At 60.4% G+C, this 25,531-nt stretch carries 25 protein-coding genes; 8 read left to right on the top strand and 17 right to left on the bottom strand.

Translation table 11 applies throughout. The features are described from left to right. Window positions 1–89: 89 nt before the first annotated feature. Genes AKV04_RS12810 through hslO form a run of 6 tightly spaced genes read right to left on the bottom strand, consistent with a single transcriptional unit; the run spans window position 90 to window position 7,774 of the window. Window positions 90–1,313 (bottom strand): class I SAM-dependent RNA methyltransferase, encoded by a 1,224-nt coding sequence (locus tag AKV04_RS12810; RefSeq protein ID WP_054006797.1) that lies wholly within the window; start codon window positions 1,311–1,313, stop codon window positions 90–92. Next, entirely contained in the window at window positions 1,310–3,160 is a 1,851-nt protein-coding gene (locus AKV04_RS12815; RefSeq protein ID WP_054006798.1) for an ABC transporter ATP-binding protein, read from the bottom strand. The genes AKV04_RS12810 and AKV04_RS12815 overlap by 4 nt, the downstream gene beginning before the upstream one ends. After that, a complete protein-coding gene (locus AKV04_RS12820) occupies window positions 3,157–4,998 on the bottom strand; it encodes an ABC transporter ATP-binding protein (RefSeq protein WP_054006799.1) in 1,842 nt (613 codons plus the stop codon). Before AKV04_RS12820 ends, AKV04_RS12815 begins: the two co-directional genes overlap by 4 nt. A gap of 55 nt (window positions 4,999–5,053) precedes the next feature. Continuing rightward, window positions 5,054–6,196, bottom strand: coding sequence for a CCA tRNA nucleotidyltransferase (locus AKV04_RS12825; RefSeq protein WP_054006800.1), 1,143 nt, complete (start codon window positions 6,194–6,196; stop codon window positions 5,054–5,056). Further along, window positions 6,193–6,783, bottom strand: a complete 591-nt coding sequence (locus tag AKV04_RS12830; RefSeq protein WP_202905614.1) for a CoA pyrophosphatase — start codon at window positions 6,781–6,783, stop codon at window positions 6,193–6,195. Before AKV04_RS12830 ends, AKV04_RS12825 begins: the two co-directional genes overlap by 4 nt. Then, on the bottom strand, window positions 6,773–7,774 hold the full coding sequence (gene hslO / locus AKV04_RS12835) for an Hsp33 family molecular chaperone HslO (RefSeq protein WP_054006802.1): 1,002 nt from the start codon (window positions 7,772–7,774) through the stop codon (window positions 6,773–6,775). Before hslO ends, AKV04_RS12830 begins: the two co-directional genes overlap by 11 nt. Window positions 7,775–7,849: 75 nt before the next feature. Here hslO and AKV04_RS12840 point away from each other — a divergent pair, with 75 nt between their 5' ends. Next, complete coding sequence (locus tag AKV04_RS12840; protein WP_054006803.1) at window positions 7,850–8,314, top strand: NUDIX domain-containing protein; 465 nt, start codon at window positions 7,850–7,852, stop codon at window positions 8,312–8,314. On the opposite strand, the gene AKV04_RS12845 is transcribed toward AKV04_RS12840, so the two are convergent. Beyond that, window positions 8,284–9,549, bottom strand: coding sequence for a PP2C family protein-serine/threonine phosphatase (locus AKV04_RS12845; protein ID WP_054006849.1), 1,266 nt, complete (start codon window positions 9,547–9,549; stop codon window positions 8,284–8,286). The genes AKV04_RS12840 and AKV04_RS12845 overlap by 31 nt on opposite strands. A gap of 195 nt (window positions 9,550–9,744) precedes the next feature. On the opposite strand from AKV04_RS12845, the gene AKV04_RS12850 reads away from it, so the two are divergent. After that, window positions 9,745–10,053 carry an Hpt domain-containing protein gene (locus AKV04_RS12850; protein ID WP_328287148.1) on the top strand — a complete coding sequence of 103 codons (309 nt, stop codon included), beginning with the start codon at window positions 9,745–9,747 and terminating at the stop codon, window positions 10,051–10,053. Here AKV04_RS12850 and ilvA read toward each other — a convergent pair. From ilvA to AKV04_RS12865, 3 genes are all read right to left on the bottom strand, one after another. Then, window positions 10,050–11,297 (bottom strand): threonine ammonia-lyase IlvA, encoded by a 1,248-nt coding sequence (gene ilvA / locus AKV04_RS12855; protein ID WP_054006805.1) that lies wholly within the window; start codon window positions 11,295–11,297, stop codon window positions 10,050–10,052. The genes AKV04_RS12850 and ilvA overlap by 4 nt on opposite strands. Window positions 11,298–11,333: 36 nt before the next feature. Beyond that, window positions 11,334–12,083 carry a hypothetical protein gene (locus AKV04_RS12860; protein WP_054006806.1) on the bottom strand — a complete coding sequence of 250 codons (750 nt, stop codon included), beginning with the start codon at window positions 12,081–12,083 and terminating at the stop codon, window positions 11,334–11,336. Window positions 12,084–12,147: 64 nt separating this feature from the next. Beyond that, on the bottom strand, window positions 12,148–12,921 hold the full coding sequence (locus AKV04_RS12865) for a hypothetical protein (RefSeq protein ID WP_156317516.1): 774 nt from the start codon (window positions 12,919–12,921) through the stop codon (window positions 12,148–12,150). Between the two features lie 123 nt (window positions 12,922–13,044). Between AKV04_RS12865 and AKV04_RS12870 the strand changes: the two genes are divergently transcribed. Both AKV04_RS12870 and AKV04_RS12875 read left to right on the top strand, forming a co-directional pair. Further along, entirely contained in the window at window positions 13,045–14,286 is a 1,242-nt protein-coding gene (locus AKV04_RS12870; RefSeq protein ID WP_054006808.1) for an argininosuccinate synthase, read from the top strand. A 109-nt stretch (window positions 14,287–14,395) separates the two neighbouring features. Continuing rightward, the gene (locus AKV04_RS12875; protein WP_054006809.1) at window positions 14,396–14,680 is read left to right on the top strand and encodes an SCP2 sterol-binding domain-containing protein; all 285 of its coding nucleotides are present in this window, start codon (window positions 14,396–14,398) and stop codon (window positions 14,678–14,680) included. Here AKV04_RS12875 and AKV04_RS12880 read toward each other — a convergent pair. Together AKV04_RS12880 and AKV04_RS12885 are read right to left on the bottom strand one after the other, a co-directional pair. Continuing rightward, complete coding sequence (locus AKV04_RS12880; RefSeq protein ID WP_456062142.1) at window positions 14,677–15,408, bottom strand: sulfotransferase-like domain-containing protein; 732 nt, start codon at window positions 15,406–15,408, stop codon at window positions 14,677–14,679. The two genes, AKV04_RS12875 and AKV04_RS12880, sit on opposite strands and share 4 nt — an antisense overlap. Then, window positions 15,405–16,304 carry a D-amino acid aminotransferase gene (locus AKV04_RS12885; protein ID WP_054006850.1) on the bottom strand — a complete coding sequence of 300 codons (900 nt, stop codon included), beginning with the start codon at window positions 16,302–16,304 and terminating at the stop codon, window positions 15,405–15,407. Before AKV04_RS12885 ends, AKV04_RS12880 begins: the two co-directional genes overlap by 4 nt. 81 nt (window positions 16,305–16,385) lie before the next feature. Here AKV04_RS12885 and msrA point away from each other — a divergent pair, with 81 nt between their 5' ends. Further along, window positions 16,386–17,054, top strand: coding sequence for a peptide-methionine (S)-S-oxide reductase MsrA (gene msrA / locus AKV04_RS12890; protein WP_082351626.1), 669 nt, complete (start codon window positions 16,386–16,388; stop codon window positions 17,052–17,054). A 115-nt stretch (window positions 17,055–17,169) separates the two neighbouring features. Here msrA and pyrF read toward each other — a convergent pair whose 3' ends face one another. Further along, window positions 17,170–17,886, bottom strand: coding sequence for an orotidine-5'-phosphate decarboxylase (pyrF, locus tag AKV04_RS12895; RefSeq protein WP_054006811.1), 717 nt, complete (start codon window positions 17,884–17,886; stop codon window positions 17,170–17,172). Between the two features lie 64 nt (window positions 17,887–17,950). Between pyrF and AKV04_RS12900 the strand changes: the two genes are divergently transcribed. Beyond that, window positions 17,951–18,808, top strand: a complete 858-nt coding sequence (locus AKV04_RS12900; protein WP_054006812.1) for an ROK family protein — start codon at window positions 17,951–17,953, stop codon at window positions 18,806–18,808. Further along, window positions 18,801–19,517 carry a copper homeostasis protein CutC gene (locus tag AKV04_RS12905; RefSeq protein WP_054006813.1) on the top strand — a complete coding sequence of 239 codons (717 nt, stop codon included), beginning with the start codon at window positions 18,801–18,803 and terminating at the stop codon, window positions 19,515–19,517. The genes AKV04_RS12900 and AKV04_RS12905 overlap by 8 nt, the downstream gene beginning before the upstream one ends. A gap of 128 nt (window positions 19,518–19,645) precedes the next feature. Here AKV04_RS12905 and AKV04_RS12910 read toward each other — a convergent pair whose 3' ends face one another. From AKV04_RS12910 to clpB, 4 genes are all read right to left on the bottom strand, one after another. Continuing rightward, window positions 19,646–20,047, bottom strand: coding sequence for a hypothetical protein (locus AKV04_RS12910; RefSeq protein ID WP_054006814.1), 402 nt, complete (start codon window positions 20,045–20,047; stop codon window positions 19,646–19,648). Between the two features lie 268 nt (window positions 20,048–20,315). Further along, window positions 20,316–21,566 (bottom strand): glycerate kinase type-2 family protein, encoded by a 1,251-nt coding sequence (locus tag AKV04_RS12915; RefSeq protein WP_054006815.1) that lies wholly within the window; start codon window positions 21,564–21,566, stop codon window positions 20,316–20,318. Continuing rightward, window positions 21,563–21,874, bottom strand: a complete 312-nt coding sequence (locus AKV04_RS12920) for a Dabb family protein (RefSeq protein ID WP_054006816.1) — start codon at window positions 21,872–21,874, stop codon at window positions 21,563–21,565. Before AKV04_RS12920 ends, AKV04_RS12915 begins: the two co-directional genes overlap by 4 nt. A 176-nt stretch (window positions 21,875–22,050) precedes the next feature. Then, window positions 22,051–24,663, bottom strand: a complete 2,613-nt coding sequence (gene clpB / locus AKV04_RS12925; RefSeq protein ID WP_054006817.1) for an ATP-dependent chaperone ClpB — start codon at window positions 24,661–24,663, stop codon at window positions 22,051–22,053. A gap of 177 nt (window positions 24,664–24,840) precedes the next feature. Between clpB and AKV04_RS12930 the strand changes: the two genes are divergently transcribed. Further along, on the top strand, window positions 24,841–25,531 hold a 691-nt coding region (locus AKV04_RS12930; protein WP_054006818.1), incomplete at its 3' end, for an IS30 family transposase.

Raw genomic sequence — 25,531 nt, forward strand, 5'->3', positions numbered from 1 at the left:
TCCCTGCGCAATAGCGAAAAAACCGTAGGTTGCCTAGTCTGCGAATCGGCACGGCCGATCACAGTTTTTTCAACAAAAGTGACAAAGGCTTAAGGGCGGCTGAACTTTGCCACCAATTCCACATGCGCAGACCAGCGGAATTGATCGACAACCTGCACCCAATCCAAGTGATAGCCGCCTGCAATCAACACCTTGGCATCGCGGGCAAAGCTGATCGGGTTGCAGGACACAGACGCGATCACTGGAACCTTGCTGCGCGCCAGCACCGCCATCTGTGCTTCCGCCCCTGCACGCGGCGGGTCGATCACCACAGCCTCAACGCCTTTAAATTCATCATCTTCCAGCGGTCGGCGGAACAGATCGCGAGTCTCTACTGTGACGCGCTTCAGCCCCTCGGTGTTGTTGGCAGCCTTTGCCAATGCCGCAGTCATCGCGGCCTCACCCTCCACCGCATGCACCTCGGCGCGCTCGGCCAGGGGCAAAGCAAAGGTGCCAACGCCCGCAAACAGATCGACAATCTTCTTCGCCGAACCGATCGCCAAAGCCACCGTCCCCAGCAACGCCTGCTCGCCCTCCACAGTCGCCTGCAAGAACGCACCGGGCGGAGGCGACACCAAAGCGCGGCCAAACCGCTGCATCGGGGCTGTGCGCAGGGCCACCGTATCACCGTTCCAGGTCAGCCGCGCGAAGCCATAGGTCTCCGTCACCCGCGCCAGTTCCAGCTGCAACTGCCCATCCAGCGGCTTGCCGCCCACCACCATCACATCCGCCCCGGACAAGGAGCGCGTCACTGTCAGTGATACCTCAGCCGTGCGACTTCCGCCCAGTTTCACCAGCGCCTGCAGTCCCGGAAACGTCGCGATCAGATCAGGATGCAGCAACTGGCAGTTCGGAACCTCGACCACCATGTCAGAGGCGCGGGCATGAAAGCCCATCAGCGCCCCGGTCTTGGTGCGCCGCGCCGCAATCGTTGCCCTACGGCGCGATTTCGGCGGTGAGGTGATGATCGGCCTGAACTCAGCCTCCAACCCCTGCCCAGCCAACGCGCCCTTCACAATGCCCAGCTTCCAATCGGCGACAAACGCATCCGAGGCGTGTTGCATCATGCAACCGCCGCAGGTTTTGGCATGCGCACACGGCGGTTTCACCCGGTTGACCGAGGGCGTCACAATGCGGAAATCCGCCAACTGATCGCCTTGCAAATCACCTTCGACTTCCTCGCCCGGCAACATTCCGGGCACAAAAATAGCGCCCAAAGGCCCTTGCGCGATCCCGTCGCCAAGGTGGCCCAGCCGGTCGATGGTTACTTTCACTCTGCCGCTTCCTTTTCTTCGGTGCCGATGAAACCACCCGATTGGCGATTCCAATAGCGCGCGTATAGCCCAGCTTGCGCCAGCAGTTCCGCATGGCTGCCCTGTTCCACAACGCGGCCCGCGTCAAGCACCACAATCCGGTCCATCTCGGCAATCGTCGAGAGACGGTGCGCAATCGCCAGCACGGTTTTGCCCTGCATCACCTTGGTCAGCGCCTCTTGAATACTGGCCTCCACTTCCGAATCCAGCGCCGAGGTCGCCTCATCCAACACCAGAATCGGCGCGTCTTTCAGGAACGCGCGCGCCAGCGCAATCCGCTGCCGCTGCCCGCCAGACAGCTTCACCCCACGCTCGCCCAAATAGGCGTCGTAGCCCTTGCGTCCGGCAAAATCCCGCAGGTTCAGGATGAACTCATGCGCCTCGGCCTGCTTGGCCGCCGCAATCATCATCTCTTCGGTGGCATCCGGGTTGCCATACATGATGTTCTCGCGCGCCGTGCGGTTGAACATCGCGGTTTCCTGCGTGACCATACCGATTTGACGGCGCAAGCTTTCCTGGGTCACCGCCCGCACATCAATGCCATCAATCAAAATCCGGCCTTTTTCGGCGTCATAGAGCCGCAAAAGCAATGCCACGAGGGTCGATTTCCCCGCCCCTGAAGCCCCGACAATGCCAATCTTTTCCCCGGCCTTGATCGTCAGGTTCAGATCATCCACGCCGCCCCGCCCGTCGTCGGTCTTGCGGCCATAGGCAAAGGTCACATGCTCCATCCGCACTTCGCCTTGCACGCGCGGCATCTCCACAGCGCCCACCGCGTCGATCAACGTATAGGGTGGCGTCAGCGTCTTCACGCCATCCTCGACCTCGCCCAGATTGCCAAAGACCGCCATCAGGCTGAATGACACCCACCCGGTCATCTGCGCCAAACGGAACGCAATCGCCCCCGCCGCCGCGATATCACCAGCGGTCGCGCCGCCTTGTGACCACAGATAAACCGTGGCGCCCACCAGCAGCACTGGCAGCACCCCGGCCAAAGCCATCAGGGAGAGTCGGAACCAACTGGAAATGATGCCATATTCAATCGCCTTATCGCGGAAAGCATTCATCGCCTCCAGGGCCACGCCATCCTCATGCCGCGAATGCGCAAACAGCTTCACGGTTTTCATATTGGTGACGGTATCGACAATCTGCCCGGTCACCATCGCCCGCGCCGCCGCCCGCGAGGCCGAAGCGCCCCGGACCTTCTTCAGAAAACCTTTGATAAACAGGATATAAGCCGCGATCCACGCCACCAGCAGCAGCGAAATCCAGCCGTTGATCGTGCTCAGCAGCGCTACCGAGCCGATGACTGAGGCCAGCGAAAACGCCATAGTTTCAATACTGCCCGACACCACATCCGTCGCCGCCCGCGCCACCTGCATCTGCTTTTGCGCGATGCGTCCGGCGAAATCATTGTCGAAAAACGTAACCGCCTGACCCAAAGTCCAACGGTGCATCCGCGACAGAATCAACGGGAACAGGTTGGGCTCGACAATAATCGCCGCAGCATGGGTGGTCATGCCGAAAATCAGCGGGCGCGCGATTAGGTAAAACCCCACAAATCCCACGAACAGCCAGATATGATCGCTGAACACCGTCGCCGGATTGGCGGTGTTGGCGGCATCAATCACATCGCCCAAAATCGTCGCCGAAATCGCCTCCAGCGATCCCGAACAGGCCGACCAAAACGTCGCCCAGAGGATCCCCGGCCAAGCGCCCTGCACCGCCCAGAGGAAGAACCGCCACGTTGTCGCAGGCGGATTGGTGGATGCGGGGCGGAACGGCTTGATGGTGGGAAATAGCCTCATGCGTCCAACTCCAACCCAATGAACCCGCCGGATTGGCGCGCCCAGAACCGAGCGTAAAGCCCGTTCGCCTTCAACAGTTCCGCATGACTGCCCTGTTCGGCCACGCGGCCATCTTCCAGCACCACAATCCGGTCCATCGCCGCAATGGTTGAGAGCCTATGGGCGATCGCGATCACAGTTTTGCCCTGCATTACGCCGAACAGCGCCTCTTGAATCGCCGCTTCAGCCTCAGAATCCAGCGCCGAAGTCGCCTCATCCAAGATCAAAATTGGCGCATCCTTCAGGATCACCCGCGCCAATGCCACCCGTTGTCTTTGCCCACCAGAAAGCTTCACGCCGCGTTCCCCGACATGGGCGTCATAACCCATCCGCCCCTCAGGGTCTTGCAATGTCAGGATAAATTCATGCGCATCGGCCTGTTTCGCCGCCGCAATCATCTGTGCCTCAGTCGCCTCAGGCCGGCCATACAGGATATTCTCGCGCACCGAGCGGTGCAGCAAACTGCTGTCCTGACTGACCATCCCAATCCGCCTGCGCACTGAATTCTGTGTCACCAGCGCGATATCCTGCCCATCAATCAAAATCCGTCCCGCTTCGGCATCGTAAAACCGCAGCATCAGCTTCACCAATGTCGACTTACCCGCACCCGATCGCCCGACAACCCCAATCTTCTCCCCCGGCGCTACATCCAACGAGATCGACTGCAACCCACCCGAACCGCGCCCATAATGGTGTGAGACGCCCTCAATCTGCACGCGCCCCTGACGGAACTGCAACGCCCCGGCCCCCGGCTGATCCACCAGTGCGATCGGCTGCGTGATGGTCTGCATCCCTTCTTGCACGGTGCCAAGGTTCTGCACCAGATTGGTCGTCGCCCACATGATCCAATAGGTCATATTGTTCAATCGCAGCACCAAAGTCACCGCAGCCGCCACCGTGCCAACGCTGGCAAGGCTATGATACCAAAGCCACATTGCCCAGGCCGTCACCGCCACGATCAGCAAGCCATTCAGCCCAGTCAGGATGATATCCATCTTGGTGACGACGCGCATTTCGGTGAAAAACGTCTGCCTCGCGCGCTCAATCGCCTCGCGCCCGTAGTTTTCCTCAAGGTCGTGATGCGCGAACAGCTTCACCGAATGGATGTTAGAATAGGCATCCACCACCCGCCCGGTCACCGCCGAGCGCGCCTCGCTCGACGCCGTCGAGGCTGGCCCCGCCCGCCGAATTGTCCACCGCATCAGCGCGACATAACCCACAAACCAAAGCACCAACGGCAACAGCAACCGCACGTCCGCCCCGGCAAGCATGATCGCAGCCCCCACCAGTGTCGTCGAAGCAAAAGCCACAGCGTCAAAGGTCTGAAACACCGCCTCGCCCGCCGCCGGAGGTGCCTGCATGATCCGGTTGGCGATCCGTCCGGCGAAGTCAGACTCGAACCAGCCCACGGGTTGGCGCAGCACATGCCGATGCGCCCGCCAGCGCATCATCGTGCCGAAATTCGGCAGAATGGTGTTGTGCAGCAGCGCCACACCCGTGCCGCCCACCAAGGGACGCAAGATCAGAACTGCAAGCGCCACAAGGATAATCTCGCTGCCATGATCAGCCCAGACCTGAACAGGATTTCCATTGGCGAGCATATCCACCAGCCGCCCGACATACCAAATCAGCCCCACATCAAACGCCGAATTGGCCGTCGCGACCAGTGCCGTGACAGCAAAAACCCCCTTAAAGGGCCGCACATAGTCGCGCAGAAACGGCCATAGCTTGCGTGGCGGCGTGTCGGTTTGGACGTAGCTGGCATAGGGGTCAACAAGACCCTCAAAGAACTTAAACATGATGATCTCGCGCGTTGCCCTTGGCATATAGCGCCGCAGGGGGGCGAAGGAAACCTTACGCCAGCAGGTCAGACTTGCGCAGATAAAGGTCAGAGGCAAGCCAGCGCGCCTGTATTTCGTGCAGTTTTTTGCCTAACGCGGGGCCTTGCAGCGCGGGCATCAGATCGGCGGCTGTCACGGGGAGTGTGCTTGTAACACCCCGCAGGATCTCGCTTTGCCAGTTCCGCGGCAACGGCGCTTCAAACAAAGCCGCACGGCACAGCACTGTATCTGTGGCACCCGCGCGTCCGTGCTTCCAGCCCAAAGCGGCAGGCGTCAAAGTCGATCCAATTTCGTCTCTAATAGCCACATTAGAGCCTGTTTCTGCCCTAGAAAGCCGCAACGCTCCGCCCGGATCAGTCCCGCCCAAAATCACCAAACGTCGTTGCCATCGCGGTGGTAGATCACCCTCCACATGCACCAGAACGCTCAGCGCCTTGGCATCTGATCCTGGCAGAACCCGCGCAAGAATCCCAGTTTGTGCCATCGTTGCCACCGCTGGTGCAGGGTCGCGCGCGCCAAGCAGTTTGCGCATTTCGGCCCCAATACGCTCGCGGGAAAGTCCGTCAATGCCATTCACATTGGTCGCACAAGCCGACAACCCTTCGACATCAATCCCGCGCACGGGATCACCATAAACCGCGTAAAACCGGAAAAACCGCAGGATGCGCAGGTAATCCTCGCGAATCCGCGCCTCTGCCTCACCCACAAACCGCACCCGCCGTGCGATCAGATCAGGTAGACCGCCCAAAGGGTCCAACACCGTGCCATCCGCCCGCGCATAAAGCGCATTCATGGTGAAATCGCGCCGCGCCGCGTCTTCGGCGACATTGGTTGAGAACGCGACCACAGCCCGTCGCCCGTCGGTTTCCACATCGCGGCGAAAGGTGGTCACTTCATGCGCCACACCCTGCGCGATCACCGTCACTGTGCCATGCTCAATCCCGGTCGGAACCACCCGAAATCCAGCTGTTTCGGCAAGATTAGAGACGATTTCTGGCGCTGCATCCGTGGCAATATCAATATCCGCAACTGGTACGTCCAGCAGCGCGTTGCGCACGCATCCGCCAACGAACAGCGCCTGATATCCGGCCTTTGCCAAGACGGCGCACAGCGCCTGGGTGCCGGGATGATCGAGCCAATCGCCGGAAATCTTCATGACGCCATCTCGGCCAGATTGCGCAAAATCCGCGCTGTGGCCCCCCAGATGTAATACGGCCCATACGGCACGGCGAAATAGCGGCGCGGTTGGCCCTTCCAAACCCGGCCCTCAATGACAAACTGCCCCCGATCCAGCACATGCGCCAGCGGCACGGTGAAGACCTCATCCACCTCTCCAGCCTCGGGCACAGGGTTAAAATCGTCTCTGACAAGGCCCAAAATTGGCGTGATCATGTAATTCGTCACGGTTTCATGCGCAGGTAGACGCCCCAAAACCTCAACCCGATCCGGCGGCAGACCGATCTCTTCCCAAGCCTCCCGCAAAGCCGCCGCCTCTGGCCCGCTATCCCCCGCATCCACCTTGCCACCCGGAAAAGCGATCTGCCCCGGATGGTGTTTCAGATGCGAGGATCGCTTGGTCAGGATCAGTCGCGCGCCCTCTGGCCGCAGCCAAACCGCAATCAGCACCGCCGCCGCACGCAGAATCCGGGTATCGGGCAGCAAAACTGGGTTCAGGTCAAAATCCGACGACTCGCCCGCAGGACGGGCGAGTGCATCTTTCAGGCGAGAAATCTCATCCCGCATCACCCGGCGCTTTCACTGCGTCAAACCCAAGGGTTTTCGGGTCGAACTCGTAATGTTTGCCGCAGAACTGGCAATCCGCCGTCACCACACCCTCGGGGGTGGTCATATGTTTGATGTCTTTCGCCGAATAGATCGACATCGCCTGCACCACCTTATCGGGCGAGCAGGAACAGCCGAAATGCACCACCTGCGCGTCAAACACCCGCGGGTCTTCCTCATGGAACAGCCGAACCAGAAGGTCGGTTGGCGCGACGGTCGGCCCGATCAACTCAATCTCTTCAACCGTATCCAGCAGCGCGTTGGCGCGGATCCAGTTTTCGGCCTCATCCCCCGCCAAAATATCGACGTGATTCAGCAAACCACCCTCGCCCGAGCCTGCTTCAGCCGCAACGGAGCCACCCACAGGCGGCATATGCTGCAACATCACGCCGCCCGCCCGCCAACGCGCGGCTTCTCCGGGCACTTGGTTCTTGCCAAACGTCAGCGCAAACCGCGTCGGAATCTGCTCAGACTGGGCGAAATAGGTCTCTGCGCAATCCGACAAAGACTTGCCCGCAATCGGGGTAAAGCCTTGATAGGGCTGCATATCTTGCCCCTGATCAATCATCACCGCGAAATAGCCCTCGCCAATCTGGCTGAACGGCTCGGCCTCCAGATCCAACCGGTCTGCGTCATAGCTGGCATAGGCACGGATGCGCGCAGGCTCACCTTCTTCCGAAGGGCCATAGTAATCGGTCGCAATCAACCGCGCCGGACCCTTGCCGCGAATTTGCAAGCTGAGCTTCCAGCGCAGCTTCACTGATTGGCCGATAAGTGCGGTCAAGACCGCAGCTTCGGCCACCAAAGCCTCGATCACCGGCGGATAGTTGTGCTGTTTCAGCACATTGTCGAGCGCACCATCCAGCCGCGCCACCCGGCCACGGATGTCAGAACGGTCGAGTTGAAAGGGCAGGACGGTATCGTCCCAAGCGATTTGCAAAGGGGAGGTCATGGGGTTTCCTAAACGTGCCAAGCTTGGCATACCGCGCCTATATAGGCAGAGCAACCGCACACCCAAGGGGCAAGCATGATCAAACGCTATGGCACCAGCCCGGAAGCGGGGCGTCACTATACCCGCAGACCGGGGGTTTACGCGGTTTTGTGGGATCGCGGCGCGATTCTGACCACGTTTCAAGCCGAGCCTGAGCCCGAATATCAACTGCCCGGCGGTGGCATCGACAAAGGCGAGCATCCCATAGCTGCCCTGCACCGCGAGGTGATGGAGGAAACCGGCTATCACATCGCGGGTATCCGGCGGCTGGGGGCGTTTCGCCGCTTCACCTTCATGCCGGAATACGACCTGTGGGAGGAAAAGATCTGCACAGTCTATCTCGCGCGTCCGGTGTTGCGCATCGGTCCACCGACGGAACCCGGTCATCAGGCGATCTGGATGCAGCCAGAGGCAGGGCTGCGGCTGTTGGGCAATCCGGGCGACCGGGCGATGTTGGCGCTGGCGTTGCGTCAGCTCGAATCGGGTTGGGGGCCAAGGTAATCAAAGATCAGGCCCGAGACATCGTCGGGAAATACCCCGCCACCCACGAAAACGTTCAGATCCCACAGTAAGGCTTCCAATAGGTCTTGGCTGCGTAACCTGCTGTTATGCTGCAGTAATTTGATCAGGCCTTCGCTGCCCAACTCCTCACCTGCCGGGTTTGGACACTCCGTCACGCCATCGGACACCAAAAACAACCGATCCCCCGGAGCCAAGGCAAAGCTGGTCTGCGGGTACTCCGCCCCCTCAATCAACCCAATCGGCAAACCGCCATCGCCTAAGCGTTCAATCCGCCCATCCGCCCGGATCAGCAGCGGATGCGGATGGCCCGCCTGCACCAGAGTCGCGCCCCCGGTTTCGAGATTGATCTCGGCATAGCCCAGCGTGAAATACTGATCGACCTGCAACTCCTCAAGCATCATCCGGTTCAGCCTAGCTGCCACAATCGCCGGCGGCCAAGCATCCCGGTCGCCATCGACAGTCAGTTTCAGCGCGATATTCTGATCCGGTGACGCCCCCGACAGCAGCCCCGCCAGCCGCGCCGTCATCATCGCCGAGGCGACGCCATGCCCAGACACATCGACCGAATAGACCACGATTCGCGCCGCATCGACCACGAAACTGCCCACCAGATCGCCGCCAACATGGCCCGAAGGCCGCAGCATCAGCGCCGCCTTCCCTGCTCCAAAATCCCGCAAACGGTCGCGCACCAGCGTCTGTTGCAGCTTGCGCGCCTCAATCAGATCACGGTCCAGCGAATCATACAGCTTTTGCAATTCCTGCAACGTGCTGCCAATCAGCCGGTTCTTCTCGACCAACTCATTCTGCATCCCCAAAATCCGCTCGCCCGCCCGCAACCTGGCGCGCAACTCATCCGCGCTGACGGGTTTGGTCAGGAAATCATCCGCGCCATTCTCCAACCCATCGGCGATTTCGGTCTTTTCGGATTTCGAGGTCAGCAGGATGAAATAGCCGTAACCTTCGCGCGGAAGTGCCCGGAAAGCTTTACAAAACTCCAGCCCCGTCATGCCGGGCATCATCCAATCTGACAGCACAATGTCGAAATCCTGCGCCCTGCATAATGCCAAAGCCTCATCCCCCGAAGCCGCCTCAGTGACCTGATAGCCCCAGCGGGTCAGCTGCATTTGCAGGATTTTGCGCTGCGCCTTGCTGTCATCCACCACCAAAACCGGGAGCTGCGCAAAGGCGCTGGGCCTGCGGGCAAGCTCTGTCAGCGGAAGAAAAGCGGATTTCACAACACGGGCCTCACCTTTGGTTTTTCCCTGTCTGCACCCAACCTCTTAACGGCAAGTGAAACTTAAAACTGTGCCTATCTGGGATGTTAGCAGTTACCGATTGTTAACCGATGGCGCGCAATCTGGCTTCATGGGGTGGTGAAAGGCAGGTGTGCTGTGATCGCATGGGATAGGGTGAATGAGCTTCGGTCAGAGATCGGCGAAGATGATTTCGCCGAAGTGGTCGCGATGTTTCTGGAAGAAGCCGATGAGGTGATTGGGCGGATTTCCAAGACCGTCGGGGCCAAGACACTTGAGGCGGATCTGCATTTTCTGAAAGGTGCAGCGCTGAACCTAGGCTTCGCGCAATTTGCCGCGTTTTGTCAGGATGGCGAACGCCGCGCGGCAGCTGGTGATGCGGGCGTGGATCTGGCCCAGGTTTGCAGCAGCTATCAGGCGTCCAAAACGGCATTGGTGGCGGGGCAAAAGGCCAGCGCGGCTTAGATCAGAAACTCGGCGAGAATCTCATCATTGGTGATGTCGCGGTAAGTGAAAGCAGCGGCGTCCAGCTGATCGAACAGGTTTTTGAAATTCGAGGCTTGGCTGGTCTCAATCCCAATCAGAACTGAGCCAAAGTTGCGGGCCGATTTCTTCAGATATTCAAACCGCGCGATGTCATCCTCTGGCCCGAGCATGCCGAGGAACTCTTTCAACGCACCTGGGCGCTGCGGCATCCGCAGGATGAAATATTTCTTCACCCCAGAATAACGCTGCGCGCGCTCTTTCACTTCCGGCAGCCGCTCAAAGTCAAAATTCCCGCCCGAAGTCACGCAAACCACGGTTTTCCCAGCAATCTCTGCAGCCAAATCCTGCAACACATCCACTGAAAGCGCCCCCGCAGGTTCCAGCACGATGCCCTCGACATTCAGCATTTCCAACATCGTCACGCAAATCCGGTCTTCGGGGGCCAGCAGAACTTCGGCGGGTTTCACCCAAGACAGCGCCGCGAAGGTCTTATCGCCCAGCCGCGCCACCGCTGCGCCATCGACAAAGCTGTTGATCGACTTCAACTTCACAGGCTCCGCCGCCGCCAGCGCCGCGGTCAGGCTGGCACCGCCGACAGGTTCAACGAAACGATAGGCAGTCACTGGTGCTTCCACCCGCAGAAACCGCGTGACACCCGAGGCCAGACCGCCGCCACCCACCGGCAGCACCACCAAATCCGGCGCGCGGCCCAACTGCTCCAGCATCTCCACCGCGACCGAGGCCTGGCCTTCGATCACATCCTCATCGTCAAACGGCGACAGGAAATGCGCACCCTGCTCGGCGCAAAACTTCTGGCTCGCTGTTAAAGTTTGGTCAAAATAATCCCCGGTCAGCACGATCCGCACCGCATCGCCGCCAAACGCCCGGGTTTTGTCGATCTTCTGCTGCGGCGTCGTCACCGGCATGAAAATCGTGCCCTTCACGCCGAAATGCTTGCAGGCAAACGCCACGCCCTGCGCATGATTGCCCGCCGAGGCGCATACAAACGCGGTCTGCCCCGGATTATTAGCCCGCACCTTGCGCATCGCCGTAAACGCCCCGCGCAATTTATAGCTGCGCACCGGGCTTAAATCTTCCCGCTTAAGCCAAATCTCGGCACCGTAGCGCCGCGACAGATAATCATTGCGCTGCAGCGGCGTGCGCGGAAATAACTCGCGCAAAGCACGGGTGGATTGGCGGGCGGCATCAGAAAAATCACTCATATCCCCGATTACGCCCGCCAGAGGCCGAAAAGCAAGTCAGACCAGCGGCCGCTTTTCAATGTAATGGCCGTAAAGCGTCGTCAAAATTGACAGCCCGACCATGGTGACAGGCCAGCCCGCGATAACTTGCCACAGCTGCGCCGTCACGCCATAGCCACCAAACACGAACCAACTGATCAGATTCACTAGCCAAAGCGCCAAAGCCATGATCGCCGCGAGTTGCAGCAACGGCCGCCATTCGCCTGTCGTTGCCTCCCAACCCGCCATCAGCGGTGGGTTCTGCCCCAAAGCCGTGCCCGGTAGCGCCGCCGCCATCCGCAGGCCCAGATAAATCATCGGCACCTGCACCATCACCGCCATCAGCAGCATCCCGACCAGCATGTTGCCCATCAGCAGCCGGCCAAACAACGTCCCAACCACCATGCCCAGGATCATGCCCAGCACCATCAAAACCAACCCGATCAGCAAAGATTTGATGAAATACGACCCCATCCGCTCGCCCATAAACGGCGGCACATATCCCGCGGGTTCTTCCCCCAGCAACACGTAGCGATGCCATGCCACTGCGATCCAGATGCCCGTGATCAGCGAGACCACCAGCACCAAAACCACGCCCAGTCCCATACCGCCGCCCATTCCGTTCATCCCGGTGGAGGCCACCGCATAACCCAGCGCCCCAGTGATCACCACCTGCACCAAATACAGCACCCCCGACACTTTCAGCGCCGGGCCAAGATTATCCAACACCTGCCGCACCGAATGTGAGAAAATCTGCACGCCTTTCATAGGACCCTCCATGATTTAACCAATGCTTTACAGAGTCAGCCGCAGACGATCCTGTCAACCGCGCTCAGACCAAGGGGCGTTTTTCGACGTAATGTCCGTAAAGCGTGGTCAGGATCGAGATGCCAACCATCAAGATCACCCATTCGGACAACACTTGCCACGCGAAGGCGAGGATGAAGAAACTGCCAAAAACATAGGTGCCGATCACTTGGATCAATCCTGCGATTACGGCCCATAGCACCACCAAAGCGATGAACGTTCCGGTCTCGCCCTTCGTTGCCTCCCATCCGCTGAAAACAGGGACACCTGCGCGCAAGGCCGCCCCGGGCAACATTGTACTAAGCCGCAGCGCCAGGGCACCGATCGGCAGCAGAATCACATAGATCAGCAGGGTTCCGACGACAAAGCTGACGCCCTTGCTGGGGGACATAATAATACTCGCCAGAGCGCCCCCAACCGCGCCCGCAATCATTGAAGGAACGATCATAATCAGCGCAATTAATACGCCTTTACCGAAATACCCCAACATCCGGTCGCCATGAAACGGCGGAACGATACCGGGGCGATCTTCAGTCAGCACGTAGCGGTGCCAGCCCACGGCGATCCACAGGCTACCAACCACTGCCACCAGCAGGAAGATAAACATGCCTATCCATGGAAAGCGGCCACTTTCAACCATTGCCTGCCGCTCTGCTTCGCTCAGGGAAAGCAACGAACCCAAGACTAAGAACTGCACCAACACCTGCGCAAGATAGAGCAAACCCGAGACGCGCAACGCTGCCTCCAGATTTCCAAACACCTGCCGCACGGAATGAACTAAAATCAGCCAGCTCTTCACGAGGACCTCCAACGCTACCATTGGTTGTACTGATTCACCCCAATCCCCCCCTGTCAACCGCCCCGCCTTGCCCTCGCCGCCATTTCCCGATAATCGCGGGCGAAACCCGCAGTGGAGTTCCCCATGACCGCCAAGCTCGCCCCGAAGAAAGTCGTCCTCGCCTATTCCGGCGGTCTGGATACTTCGATTATCCTGAAATGGCTGCAAACCGAATATGGCTGCGAGGTCGTCACCTTCACCGCCGATCTGGGGCAGGGCGAAGAACTCGAGCCGGCGCGGCAAAAGGCGATTTTGATGGGCATCAAGCCCGAGAATATCCATGTCGTCGATGTGCGCGAAGAATTCGTGCGCGATTTCGTCTTCCCGATGTTCCGCGCCAACGCATTGTATGAAGGCCTCTACCTGCTCGGCACCTCCATCGCCCGCCCGCTGATCTCGCAGCATCTGGTTCGCATCGCGCATGAAACTGGCGCTGATGCCGTCGCACATGGCGCGACCGGCAAGGGCAACGACCAAGTACGGTTTGAACTCTCCGCCGCTGCCCTCGACCCCGCCATCAAAGTCATCGCCCCGTGGCGCCTCTGGGATCTGACCAGCCGCACCAAACTGCTGGAATTCGCCGAAGCCAACCAAATCCCAATCGCCAAAGACAAGCGCGGCGAAGCGCCTTTCTCGGTTGATGCCAACCTACTACACACCTCGTCGGAAGGCAAAGTGCTGGAGGACCCGGCTGTGGAAGCCCCAGAATTCGTCTATCAGCGCGTCACCCCGGTGGAAAAAGCCCCCGACACCCCGGAATATGTCGAAATCGGTTTCGAGCATGGCGATGCCGTCTCGATCAACGGCGAAACCCTCTCCCCCGCCACCATCCTCGCCCGCCTGAACGACATCGGCGGCAAGCATGGCGTCGGCCTGCTCGATCTGGTGGAAAATCGCTTTGTCGGCATGAAATCGCGCGGCCTTTATGAAACCCCCGGCGGCACCATCCTGTTGGAAGCGCATCGCGGCATCGAGCAGATCACCCTCGACTCCGGCGCGGGCCACCTGAAAGACAGCATCATGCCGCGCTATGCCGAGCTGATCTACAACGGCTTCTGGTTCTCGCCCGAGCGGGAGGCGATGCAGGCGCTGATCGACAAGACGCAAGAATACGTCACCGGCACCGTCCGCGTGAAGCTGTACAAAGGCTCCGCCCGCACCGTCGCGCGCTGGTCCGACTACAGCCTCTATTCCGAAAAGCATGTCACCTTCGAAGAAGATGCTGGCGCTTACGACCAAAAAGACGCCGAAGGCTTCATCCGCCTGAACGCCCTGCGCCTCCGCCTGATCGCCAGCCGCAACGCGCGGGTTGCTGATAAGGGCTAAATTTCGGAGGGGGCTGAACTTGGCCCCCTTCGCCGCTGCCGTGACGCGGCGGCACGCTTGCTTGTGATGCTTGCCACCCTATCCTGTTCCGCAGATCACGGAGAGCATCATGGCACTGGAACACATCGCGGCAGAGATACGCAAGGTTTTGGAAATCAAAAGTTTTTCCGGCAGCTTGAAATTTGATTGTGGTGCAGACGGGTTGATCGTTCTGGCCGACGGAACTGCCAGCACCGGAGACCGCGACACAGATTGCACCCTGCGCCTTAGCCAAGAAAATCTGATCAGCCTGCTGAAAGGCAAGCTGAACCCGATGATGGCACTGGCGACAGGAAAATTGAAGGTTTCCGGCAATCCTGCCGTTGCGATGGGTCTGGCAAAACTGCTCGGCTAAATCTTGTGTGCCGCCAGCTTTTCGTAATACGGCAGCGCCTGCGCCGCCAAATCCGCATACACCCCGCCCAAATTTGGCAGCGGCCCCTCGGCCCCTTCAAATCCAGTGCTACGATGCACCGCCGCGTACCAATGCGGTGCCCAAGCGCCATCGGCCTCATTTCCCCCCACAGGCCAGTGCAGCATTTTGCGGGTAAACGGCACCTCAATCGCCAGGCATAGCTTGCGCAGCATTGCCTCCGGGTCGGCGCGAATATCGTCGCTGTCGATCACCACCGGAACCCCGCCAGACCATGCAGCCACTTCGTCAAACAGCTCCGCCTGCTGCACAAAACCGATATCCGCCTGCGTCGTGCCCTCGCGCTTTTTGGCATAACTCGCCACCACCCGCGCCGGATGCCGGATCAAGAAGACATTGCTGCAAGACCGCATCCAGCGCCGATCAAACTGCGGGATCATATGCAGGGTCATATGTTTTTGGTAAAACACCGCATTGCCGCCCGGCACTGGGCCCTTGCAGATAGAGGCCACCACATCCGGGTCAGGCTCATGCGACGCGATAATCTCGTCGCGCATCGGATGATCAATCCCGGTATATTCCAGATAAGCGGAATAAAATGGCTCATCCCACACCGTGCAATCGCCGCGCGCCGCAAAGCTGTACATCATTGCGGTGGACAGATTGCGCGGCCCCGACCACATCGCGATGCGTTTTCCAACCCCGCTCATGCCCCCACCATCGCCTTATACAGCCCGCGCAGCCGTTCCGTCATCGGCCCCATCTGCCCGGACCCAATCACCCGCCCGTCAATCGAGCCGACCGGAGTTTGCGCGCCAAACGTCCCCGTTAGAAACGCCTCATCCGCCGAATACGTCTCTACAAGGCTGAAATTGCGCTCAAACACCGGAATGTCGTTGGCGTGACACAGATCAATCACCTTCTGGCGGGTGATGCCATTCATGCAATAATCCCCGGTCGAGGTCCAAACCGCCCCCTTGCGCACGATGAAGAAGTTGCAAGCATTGGTGGTGTTCACAAAACCATGCACATCCAGCATCAACGCCTCATCCGCCCCGGCTTTTTCCGCCGCGATGCAGGCGAGAATGCAGTTCAGCTTTGAATGAGAGTTCAGCTTCGGGTCCTGAGTCATCGGCAAACCCCGCAGATGCGGCACCGTCGCCAACCGAATCGGGCGGGGTAATTTCTGGCGCGAATGCTCCATGATAATCACCATGGTCGGCCCGCGCTGACTGAGCTTCGGGTGCTGGAACGGCCGCGTCTTCACCCCCCGCGTCAGCATCAGCCGCGCATGGGCGTCCGTGACCATGCCATTGGCCTTTTGCGTCTCTAACACGGCTGAAATCACCTGTTCCGGCGTCAGGCCGATATCCAAATCAATCGCCTTCGCCGCCTCAAACAACCGCCCAATATGCTCATCCAAAAAGGTCCAGCGGCCGTTATACAGCCGGATCCCCTCCCAAACCCCATCGCCCAGCATGAAGCCTGAATCGTAAACTGACACCACCGCCTGCGCTTTCGGCACGATGCGCCCGTTCACATAGATCAGAATATCCTCGTTGCGGGCGTCTTCCTCGGCCTGATGGGTGGAAACGTGGTCGGTCATGGCGATCTCCTGTTTGCCCGCCACGCTATTGCGGCGCAGAAGAAAGGCCAAGGGGGCCATCACCATGGCGTGACCTCACGGATGGGTGAATTGCCCGGATTGCGCGCGACCCTTTGGCTTATCCAAAGAAATGGAGTTCAAAATGATCCGCCTCAGCCTCGCCCTGATCTGTTCGCCAGTGCCGCCCCAGCCAAAACCCAAACCGCCGTGCTCGCAGGCGGTTGTTTCTGGTGCGTCGAATCGAACTTTGAGAGCGTGCCGGGGGTCAAGGATGTGGTGTCCGGCTACACTGGTGGTACATCGCAAAACCCCACCTATGACGATCACGATGGCCATTACGAGGCGGTGAAGATCACCTATGACGACGCCAAAATCAGCTATGCCGAAGTGATCGACAAGTTCCTGCACTCGACCGACGTCGTCGATGCGGGTGGGCAATTCTGCGACCGTGGCAAAGCCTACCGTTCCGCCATTTTCGTCTCTAACACCGCCGAAAAGCAGATCGCCAAGGCTGAAATCGCCAAAGCCCAAGCCGTGCTTGGCCAAACCATCGTCACCCCGGTCCTGAGCGCGAAAACCTTCTGGCCCGCCGAGGCCTATCATCAGGATTACTACAAAAGCACCGATCTGGTGCTGACCCGGCGCGGCCCGAAGGAAAAGCAAAACGCCTACAAGTTCTACCGCGAAAGCTGTGGCCGCGACGAACGTATCAAACAACTCTGGGGCGCCACCGCCGAGTTCAGTCACTAAAACTTATCTAAAACTGTTATCCTCTGCGCTCAAATATCCCACGGGGGTGCGGGGGTGTGAAACCCCCGCTCGCCATATCCAGCAGCACTCCAAAACAGTCTCTAACCCGCCCAATTCACCGATTTTGTGCCCTTACCTGCGGTGACGTCATCTCCGCCACAATCGCCCGCGCCGCCGCTGCTGGGTCGGCCGCCTGCCACACCGGACGCCCGACCACGATATGATCCACCCCATCCGCAATCGCTTGCGCTGGCGTCGCCACCCGTTTCTGATCGCCCAAAGCCGCCCCCGCAGGCCGCACCCCCGGCGTCACGATCAGCTTACCCATCGCTTGCGGCAAAGCTCGGATCGCAGCGGCTTCCTGCGGCGAGGCAATCACCCCATCTGCCCCCGCCTCCAACGCCCGAGCGGCCCGCTCAATCGTGATCTCGCGCAGATCCCCAGCCCGGATCATGTTTGCGTCCAGATCCGAACGGTCGAGTGAGGTCAGCACCGTCACCGCCAAAATCTTCAAGCCGCTCCCGGCCCGCCCCTCAGCCGCTGCCCGCACCACCTGCGGATCGCCATGCACGGTCAGAAAATCGAGATCATACTGCGCAATGCCGCGCACCGCCGCTTCCACCGTCGCGCCAATGTCGAACAGCTTCATGTCGAGGAAAACCCGCTTGCCCTGCTCCTGCTTCAGCTCATTGGCCAAAGCAAAACCACCCCCGGTCAGCATCCCCAGCCCGATCTTGTAAAACGACACCGCATCGCCCAACCGCGCGGCCAAATCCAGCCCCTGCACGATGTTCGGCACATCCAGCGCCACGATTAAACGGTCATCCGGCATTGCGATCTCCCTTGATTTCCGGCGTCATGCGGCCAACAGAGAAGCCTGTCAAGGAGTGCGCCACATGATCCTAGTCTTCGATATCGGCGGCAGCCGCATCAAAGCGGCGCGCAGCCACAACGGCAGCCTTGAACCCTTAGGCGAAACCGCCACCCCCGCGCAGGATTTCGCCGCCTTCACCGCCGCCCTCGCCGCCTTTCACAGCACCGAATCTGCCATCGCGATCTCAATCACCGGAGTCGTCGATCCCGCTACGGGCCGCATCAAAGTAGCCAACATCCCCTGTCTGGATGGCCGCAATGTCACCGCCGACCTGCAAGCCGCCCTGAACCGCCCTGTGCTGATCCTGAACGACGCCGATTGCTTTGCCATTGCCGAAGCCACCACGGGCGCGGGTAAAGGTCACCGCAACGTTTTCGGCATCATCCTTGGCACCGGGGTCGGCGGTGGCCTGGTGCTGAACGGCCAGATCGTCACCGGGCCGGGCGGCTATGCCGGCGAATGGGGCCATGGCCCCGTCGTCCACGACCCCGCCTTTGCCTGTGGATGCGGCCAAATCGGCTGCCTTGACACCATCGGAGGCGCGCGTGGGTTGGAACGCCTGCACAAACACCTCAGCGGGCAAGACGCCAGCGCCGAAGCCATCCTCGCCGCATGGAAAGTCGGCCCCAGCCCAACCGTCACGCGTTGGCTTGATCTGCTCTCGGGCCAACTCGCCATGGTGGTCAACCTGATCGGGGCTGACATCGTTCCCGTCGGTGGCGGCCTTGCCAACGACCATACCCTGATCGCCGCCCTCGATGCCGCCACCCGCGCCCGCATCCTGCGCCAAACCGATACATCGCTGGTCGTTCCCGCCACCGTCTCTGCTGACGCGGGCCTCGCCGGAGCCGCAGCTGCGGGGGAGGCCAAATATGGCTAAAATCCTGCTGGAAGTCTGCGTCGATGATCCCGCGGGCCTCACCGAAGCCATCGCAGGCGGGGCCGACCGCATCGAGCTTTGCGCCGCCCTCGCCCTCGGCGGTCTCACACCCACGCTTGGCCTGATGCAACTGGCCGCGCAATCCGGCGCACTGTGCTACCCAATCATCCGCCCGCGATCCGGTGATTTCACCTATACCGTGACCGAGGTCGAGGTGATGCGCGCCGACATCCGCGCCGCCCGGCAAGCGGGCCTCAAAGGCGTCGTCCTCGGCGCAAGCCACCATGACGGCCGCCTGAATGAAGCCGTCCTGCGGGTGCTGCTGGACGAGGCCGCAGGCTTAGACACCACGCTGCATCGCTGCATCGACCTGACCCCGAACAAGCCCGAAGCCGTCACTCTCGCCAAAGCCCTAGGCTTCCGCCGCATCCTAACATCCGGCGGTGCCTTAACCGCTGCCGCTGGCACCGAAACGCTCAAAGCCATGATGCAAATCGCAGGCCAGGACCTGATCATCATGCCCGGATCAGGCATCTCACTGGAAACCTTGCCAAAATTATCCTACCTCCGCCTGCGCGAAATCCACGCCTCCTGTTCCAGCCCGCAGCCCAGCGGCGGCGAAGCCCTCGCCTTCGGCTTCCAATCCGGCAACGAAAAACGCACCGACAGGGCGAAAGTTGCAGCGCTGAAGGCGGCATTGGCAGGGTAGGGTCAGGCGGCAGATCCGAAGCAGCACCCAGACTGTCGCATCACTTACAGCCACGCTGCGCAGATCAAGTTCCGGTTTCACATGTCGTCGCAAAACCGGGGCAGCCGTGTGGCGAGCAGAATTGCAGCCTATCGGATGTAGCGTGAGTACAGCATGTTTCCGCTGACACTATAGGTATATTCGGTCATGTTGCGCCCATCTGGCATCCGCTCAACCTCAACCGACGCAGTAGACGTTTGCCCAATACGCGGGCTGGGCCCGCCGAGACAGCTTGTTTGAAACTTCTGAAAGACATGGCCACGTTTTTTCTGTGGCTGTCCAAGATACTTCAGCGCCCCGATTTCACCGGAAGCACAGTCTTCACGGATGAAAGCCATAAGTTCGGCAGGCGAATATCCATCCACCAGCATCACACCTTCGACGACTTCGGTGTTCGCCTTGATGACATAGCCGGTGAATTTCTTGTCTTGTGCAATCGCTTGGGTCGCGACGAGCAGACCAACTGCTGCGACAAGAAGAGTCAGTTTCATTTTTTTGCTCACGATATGGGGTGCGTTGTTGCTGTCAGTTTGATGTGGCCTGGAAATTGGCGGACAGTTTGACCACTTTGCGGCGCCCGTAGGGCGGGGTTTACCCCGCCACTTTCAGCGAACGGCATTCGCAACATGCACGACCACCTTCACAAAGCAAATCGCGCGCCCATCTTCCAAACGCCCATTCCTTAACAAATCCCTAAATCCACCACCCCATCCCTTTGATATAAAACACATAAAAATGGTCCCGAGTTGGGACCATCCCTCACCGGATCAAAATCACCCGGAAATCGTTCACATTTGTCCCGGTCGGCCCCGGCTCGAATAAATCCCCCAAAGCCTCAAAAGCCGAATAGGCATCATTCCCTGAAAGCAGCGCCGCAGGGTCCATCCCCAGCCCCCGCAGCCGCGCCATCGAGCCTCCATCCGCGAAGGCCCCGGCATTGTTTTCCGACCCGTCGATCCCATCCGTATCCGCCGCCAAAGCCGCGAAATTGACGCCATCCGCAGCCAAAGCCAGCGCCAGCAAAAACTCGCTGTTCCGCCCGCCCCGCCCCTTGCCGCGCAACGTCACCGTGGTCTCTCCCCCCGACAAGATCACGACGGGCCGCTGAAATGGCCGGTTCCGCCCCGCCACCTCCCGCGCAATCGCGGCATGAACCCGCCCGACATCCCGCGCCTCACCCTCGATCGCATCCGACAAGATCACCGCAGGCACCGATGAGGCCGCCGCCGCCGCCTCCAGACTGATCCGCGCCGAGGCGATCACCCGCACCTCATGCCCCGCGAACACCGCATCGCCCGGATCAGGCGCGCGCCCCGCCTCGCCCGCCAACCAAGCCGCCACCTTCTCCGGCAGTTCAATCCGCCAAGCCGCCACCATCGCCCGCGCATCTTCGCGGCTGACAAGGTCCGGCACCGTCGGCCCCGAGGCCACCTGTGCCGGATCATCCCCCGGGACGTCCGACACCACCAAGGAAACCACCCGCGCCGGATGGCAGGCCGCTGCCAACCGCCCACCCTTGATGCCCGACACCTGCTTCCTGATCGCGTTCATCACCGAAATCGGCGCGCCCGAGGTCAGCAAAGCCCGGTTCAACCCCGCCTCATCCTCCAGCGTCAGATCCCCCGGCGGGAAGGGCAGCAAAGCCGAGCCGCCACCGCAGATCAGCGCCACCACCAGATCATCCGCCGAAAGCCCCCGCACCGCCTCAAACAGCGCGGCTGAGGCCGCCAACCCGGCCTGATCCGGCACCGGATGCGCCGATTCCATTACTTTGATCCGCTTTGTCGCGCAGCCGTAGCCGTAACGGGTCACCACCACGCCCTCTAACGGCCCATCCCACAAATCCTCAAACGCCGCCGCCAGTTGTGCCGCCCCTTTGCCCGCCCCGATCACCACGACACGACCCTTTGGACGGGCAGGCAGATGGGCACGCAGGGCCTGAGTGGGGTCAGCGGCGCGGACGGCGGTGCTGAACAACTGGGTCAGAAAGGCGCGATCTTCGGGACTCATGGCACCGCGACATCAAACACGAACACCCCCTCCGCGCCGCCTTCTGTGGCAGCCACGATCTTCGCCCCGATGGCCTGATGGGCGGGGTGAACCAGATAGGCGTCGCGCACCGCCGTGTCACGAAAATCGAACCAGAATACATCATCAAACCCACGCGACAGCGGCTCAACGGTGACGTTTCGCGAAGCGTGGAATGACAGGATACCATCTATCTGCGATTTCAACCCGGCCAGCGCCGCATAAAGATCATCTTTGGTTTGCTGAGATGTGCCGGCCGGAAAGCGCAGCGCGACGATATGGCGGATCATGTTTGGCCTTTTAAGTAGAGGTTGGCGAGTGTTCTTGAACAACAGGCGTTTGGCAAACCATCTGAGCGCGCCTCGGGCTCGCCCGCAAGTGTTTTGGGCAGCTTGCCTAGCATTGAATCGAAAGGCCCGCCCCTGTAAACAAGGGCGGGCTGCTTTGGTTTCGCAAAGCGGGGTGTTTAATGCACCACTGCCTGCGCCGGACGCTCACGCCGAGACGCTGACACCCGGTCACCGATGATCAGCCCATCGGCCCCGGCGCTGACCTTAATCGTCGCGCCATCCAGTACGTCACCCGACAGGATCATCTCGGCCAGCGGGTTCTGCAGATGGTTCTGGATCACCCGCTTCAGCGGACGCGCGCCGAACACCGGATCATAGCCTTCATCGGCCAGCCAAGCCTTCGCCTGCGGGTCAAGATCCAGCGTGATCTTACGGCTAGCCAGACGCGCTTCGAGTTTGCGCAACTGGATTTCCACGATCCCGGCCATATCAACGCGGTTCAGACGATCAAAGATGATCTGCTCGTCCAGCCGGTTCAGGAATTCGGGGCGGAAGTGTTGCCGCACGGCCTCCATCACCTGCGCGCGCGCGCCCGCCTGATCTGCCCCTTCGGGCAGTTCCGAAAGCGCCCGCGCCCCAAGGTTGCTGGTCAGGATGATCAGCGTTTGCTTGAAGCTGACGGTGCGCCCCTGACCATCGGTCAGCATGCCATCGTCCAGCACTTGCAGCAGCACGTTGAACACGTCGGGGTGAGCCTTTTCGACCTCATCGAACAGCACCACCTGATAGGGGCGGCGGCGGACGGCTTCGGTCAACACGCCACCTTCATCATAGCCAACATAGCCCGGAGGCGCGCCGATCAGGCGGGACACCGAGTGTTTCTCCATGAATTCGGACATATCAATCCGCACCATCGCCGCGTCATCGTCGAACAGATACTCGGCGACAGCTTTGGTCAGTTCGGTTTTCCCCACCCCGGTTGGCCCTAGGAACAGGAAGCTGCCCAAAGGCCGCCCCTCGTCATTCAGCCCAGCCCGCGCCCGGCGGACAGCATTGGCCACGGCGGTGACAGCGGCCTGTTGGCCGATCACGCGTTTGCCAAGCTCTTCCTCCATCTTCAGCAGTTTCTCGCGTTCGCCTTCCAGCATTTTGGCGACGGGAATCCCGGTCCAACGCTCGACGACTTCGGCGATTTGTTCCGGGCGGACGGCTTCGGACACCAGCAGATCACCTTCACGGGCTTCCGCTTCGGCCAGCTTCTTTTCTAGTCCAGGAATGATGCCATAAGACAATTCACCCGCACGGCCCAAGTTGCCATCGCGCTTGACCTGATCCAGCTCGGCGCGGAAGCGGTCGAGTTGCTCTTTCAGATCGCGGGCGACTTCCAGCTTGTCACGTTCGTCCTGCCATTTGGCGGTCATCGCGTCGGATTGTTCCAGCAGGTTGGAGAGTTCCTTTTCCAGCTTTTCCAGACGGTCTTTGGAGGCCGCGTCATCTTCCTTCTTCAGCGCCTCGCCTTCGATCTGCAGTTGCAAGATCTGCCGATCCAACTGGTCGAGTTCTTCGGGCTTGGAATCCACCTCCATCCGCAACCGGCTGGCGGCTTCGTCCATCAGGTCGATGGCCTTGTCGGGCAGGAAGCGGTCGGTGATGTAGCGATGGCTGAGCGTGGCTGCCGCGACCAATGCCGAGTCGCTGATGCGCACACCGTGGTGGAGTTCGTATTTTTCCTTGATGCCGCGCAGGATGCTGATGGTGTCTTCGACCGTGGGTTCGCTGACCATAACGGGCTGGAAACGCCGCGCCAAAGCCGCGTCTTTCTCGACGTATTTGCGGTATTCGTCGAGGGTCGTGGCCCCAACGCAATGCAATTCACCCCGCGCGAGGGCAGGTTTGATCAGGTTGGCGGCATCCATCGCGCCATCGGATTTGCCAGCGCCCACCAGCGTGTGCATCTCATCGATGAACAAGATGATGTCGCCATTGGCGGCGGTGACCTCATTGAGAACGCCTTTCAGACGCTCCTCAAATTCGCCGCGGTACTTCGCACCGGCAATCAAAGCGCCCATGTCCAGCGCCATCAGTTTCTTGTTGCGCAAGGATTCCGGCACGTCACCGTTGACGATGCGCAGGGCAAGGCCCTCGGCAATCGCGGTCTTGCCGACGCCGGGTTCGCCGATCAGCACCGGGTTGTTCTTGGTGCGGCGCGACAGCACTTGCATGGCGCGGCGGATTTCTTCATCGCGGCCAATGATCGGGTCGATCTTGCCTTGCTCGGCGGCCTCGGTCAGGTCGCGGGCGTATTTCTTCAGCGCATCATAGGTTTCCTCGGCGGAGGCAGAATCCGCCGTGCGGCCCTTGCGGATGTCATTGATCGCAGAGTTCAGCTTCTGCGGGCTGACAGCGCCTGCGTCCAAGGCATCCTTCGCGGCAGATTTGACCATGCCCAGCGCCATCAACAGACGCTCAACCGGAACAAACGAATCGCCCGATTTCTTGGCGACTTTCTCAGCCTCATCCAGCACTTTGACCAAGTTCGGGTCCATGAACGGCTGTGCGTCACCCGAGACTTTCGGCAGCTTGCCCATCGCCAAAGCCAAAGATTCCACGACGCGCAAAGGTTCTCCTCCAGCGCGGCGGATCAGGTTGCTGGCCAGCCCCTGATCATCGTCCATGATGGCTTTCAGCAGGTGTTCGGGCGCCAGCCGCTGATGGCTTTCCCGCATGGCAATGGTTTGCGCTGCTTGGATGAAACCGCGCGACCGTTCCGTGAATTTCTCTAAATTCATCGGTATCACTCCTTTTGCTAAGCGCCCCAACGATGCCCGGATCTCCAGCACATCGCGGTGGCCTTGTGCGATATTTGGGGAGTTGTGGTTTGCTTTGCAATGCTGTGGATCAAGGACACTCCTTAGGCTCAAGTTTCGAGTGCAACACCCAGCGCCCGCAGGGCATAGGATGTTGCGATGGACAGACGATACAAGCACCTCAACGGCGAGGAACGTGGCGTGATTTTGGCGGAGCATCGGCGCGGGGCAAGCCTTGGGGCGATCGGGGCGTTGCTGGGGCGCAGCGCCTCGACCGTCGGGCGGGAACTGGGGCGTGGCCGTCCGGAGGGAGACCCCGCCCGGCCGTATTGCCCGCAGCTTGGCGCGGACCGATACCGGGTGCTGCGCAAGCGGTGCGGACGGCGGCAGAAGCTGGTCAAGGGTGGGTGGCTTCATGACTTTGTGCGGGGCAAGCTGGTCCACCGGCGCTGGTCTCCCGAGCAGATTGCGTGCAGGCTCAAGTCCATGCACCCCGACGATCCAACCCGCCTGATCAGCCATGAGACGATCTACGCCGCGATTTACGCGCAGCCGAGGGGTGGGTTGAAGGCCGAGATGATCGCGGCCTTACGACAGCACAAACCTTCCCGCGGACTGCGGCGAACAACGCTGGCGGGCGGCTCCATCGCCCCGGAATCATTGAGGATCATCCACCGCCCCGAAGAGATCGAGGCCCGTCTGGTGCCCGGCCACTGGGAAGGCGATCTGATCAAGGGCGCCTTCAACCGCTCGGCGGTGGGCACGGTGGTCGAGCGCAAGACCCGCTTTCTCATTCTCAGCAAAATGCGCGGCTGCACCGCTGACGCGGCGTTGGAGGGGTTTACCCGCC

The organism is Cypionkella psychrotolerans (assembly GCF_001294535.1).
Classification (GTDB): domain Bacteria; phylum Pseudomonadota; class Alphaproteobacteria; order Rhodobacterales; family Rhodobacteraceae; genus Cypionkella; species Cypionkella psychrotolerans.

What these genes read in the sequence shown, in the direction of transcription:
- AKV04_RS12825 (WP_054006800.1), bottom strand. Translation starts at nt 6,196, where the DNA reads ATGAAGATTTCCGGCGATTGGCTCGATCATCCCGGCACCCAGGCGCTG.
- pyrF (WP_054006811.1), bottom strand. Translation starts at nt 17,886, where the DNA reads ATGCCGGATGACCGTTTAATCGTGGCGCTGGATGTGCCGAACATCGTG.
- hslO (WP_054006802.1), bottom strand. Translation starts at nt 7,774, where the DNA reads ATGACCTCCCCTTTGCAAATCGCTTGGGACGATACCGTCCTGCCCTTT.
- AKV04_RS12860 (WP_054006806.1), bottom strand. Translation starts at nt 12,083, where the DNA reads ATGAAAGGCGTGCAGATTTTCTCACATTCGGTGCGGCAGGTGTTGGAT.
- AKV04_RS12840 (WP_054006803.1), top strand. Translation starts at nt 7,850, where the DNA reads ATGATCAAACGCTATGGCACCAGCCCGGAAGCGGGGCGTCACTATACC.
- AKV04_RS12830 (WP_202905614.1), bottom strand. Translation starts at nt 6,783, where the DNA reads ATGCGGGATGAGATTTCTCGCCTGAAAGATGCACTCGCCCGTCCTGCG.
- AKV04_RS12900 (WP_054006812.1), top strand. Translation starts at nt 17,951, where the DNA reads ATGATCCTAGTCTTCGATATCGGCGGCAGCCGCATCAAAGCGGCGCGC.
- AKV04_RS12905 (WP_054006813.1), top strand. Translation starts at nt 18,801, where the DNA reads ATGGCTAAAATCCTGCTGGAAGTCTGCGTCGATGATCCCGCGGGCCTC.
- AKV04_RS12870 (WP_054006808.1), top strand. Translation starts at nt 13,045, where the DNA reads ATGACCGCCAAGCTCGCCCCGAAGAAAGTCGTCCTCGCCTATTCCGGC.
- AKV04_RS12915 (WP_054006815.1), bottom strand. Translation starts at nt 21,566, where the DNA reads ATGAGTCCCGAAGATCGCGCCTTTCTGACCCAGTTGTTCAGCACCGCC.
- AKV04_RS12875 (WP_054006809.1), top strand. Translation starts at nt 14,396, where the DNA reads ATGGCACTGGAACACATCGCGGCAGAGATACGCAAGGTTTTGGAAATC.
- AKV04_RS12820 (WP_054006799.1), bottom strand. Translation starts at nt 4,998, where the DNA reads ATGTTTAAGTTCTTTGAGGGTCTTGTTGACCCCTATGCCAGCTACGTC.
- AKV04_RS12910 (WP_054006814.1), bottom strand. Translation starts at nt 20,047, where the DNA reads ATGAAACTGACTCTTCTTGTCGCAGCAGTTGGTCTGCTCGTCGCGACC.
- AKV04_RS12920 (WP_054006816.1), bottom strand. Translation starts at nt 21,874, where the DNA reads ATGATCCGCCATATCGTCGCGCTGCGCTTTCCGGCCGGCACATCTCAG.
- clpB (WP_054006817.1), bottom strand. Translation starts at nt 24,663, where the DNA reads ATGAATTTAGAGAAATTCACGGAACGGTCGCGCGGTTTCATCCAAGCA.
- AKV04_RS12815 (WP_054006798.1), bottom strand. Translation starts at nt 3,160, where the DNA reads ATGAGGCTATTTCCCACCATCAAGCCGTTCCGCCCCGCATCCACCAAT.
- msrA (WP_082351626.1), top strand. Translation starts at nt 16,386, where the DNA reads ATGGGTGAATTGCCCGGATTGCGCGCGACCCTTTGGCTTATCCAAAGA.
- AKV04_RS12885 (WP_054006850.1), bottom strand. Translation starts at nt 16,304, where the DNA reads ATGACCGACCACGTTTCCACCCATCAGGCCGAGGAAGACGCCCGCAAC.
- ilvA (WP_054006805.1), bottom strand. Translation starts at nt 11,297, where the DNA reads ATGAGTGATTTTTCTGATGCCGCCCGCCAATCCACCCGTGCTTTGCGC.
- AKV04_RS12880 (WP_456062142.1), bottom strand. Translation starts at nt 15,408, where the DNA reads ATGAGCGGGGTTGGAAAACGCATCGCGATGTGGTCGGGGCCGCGCAAT.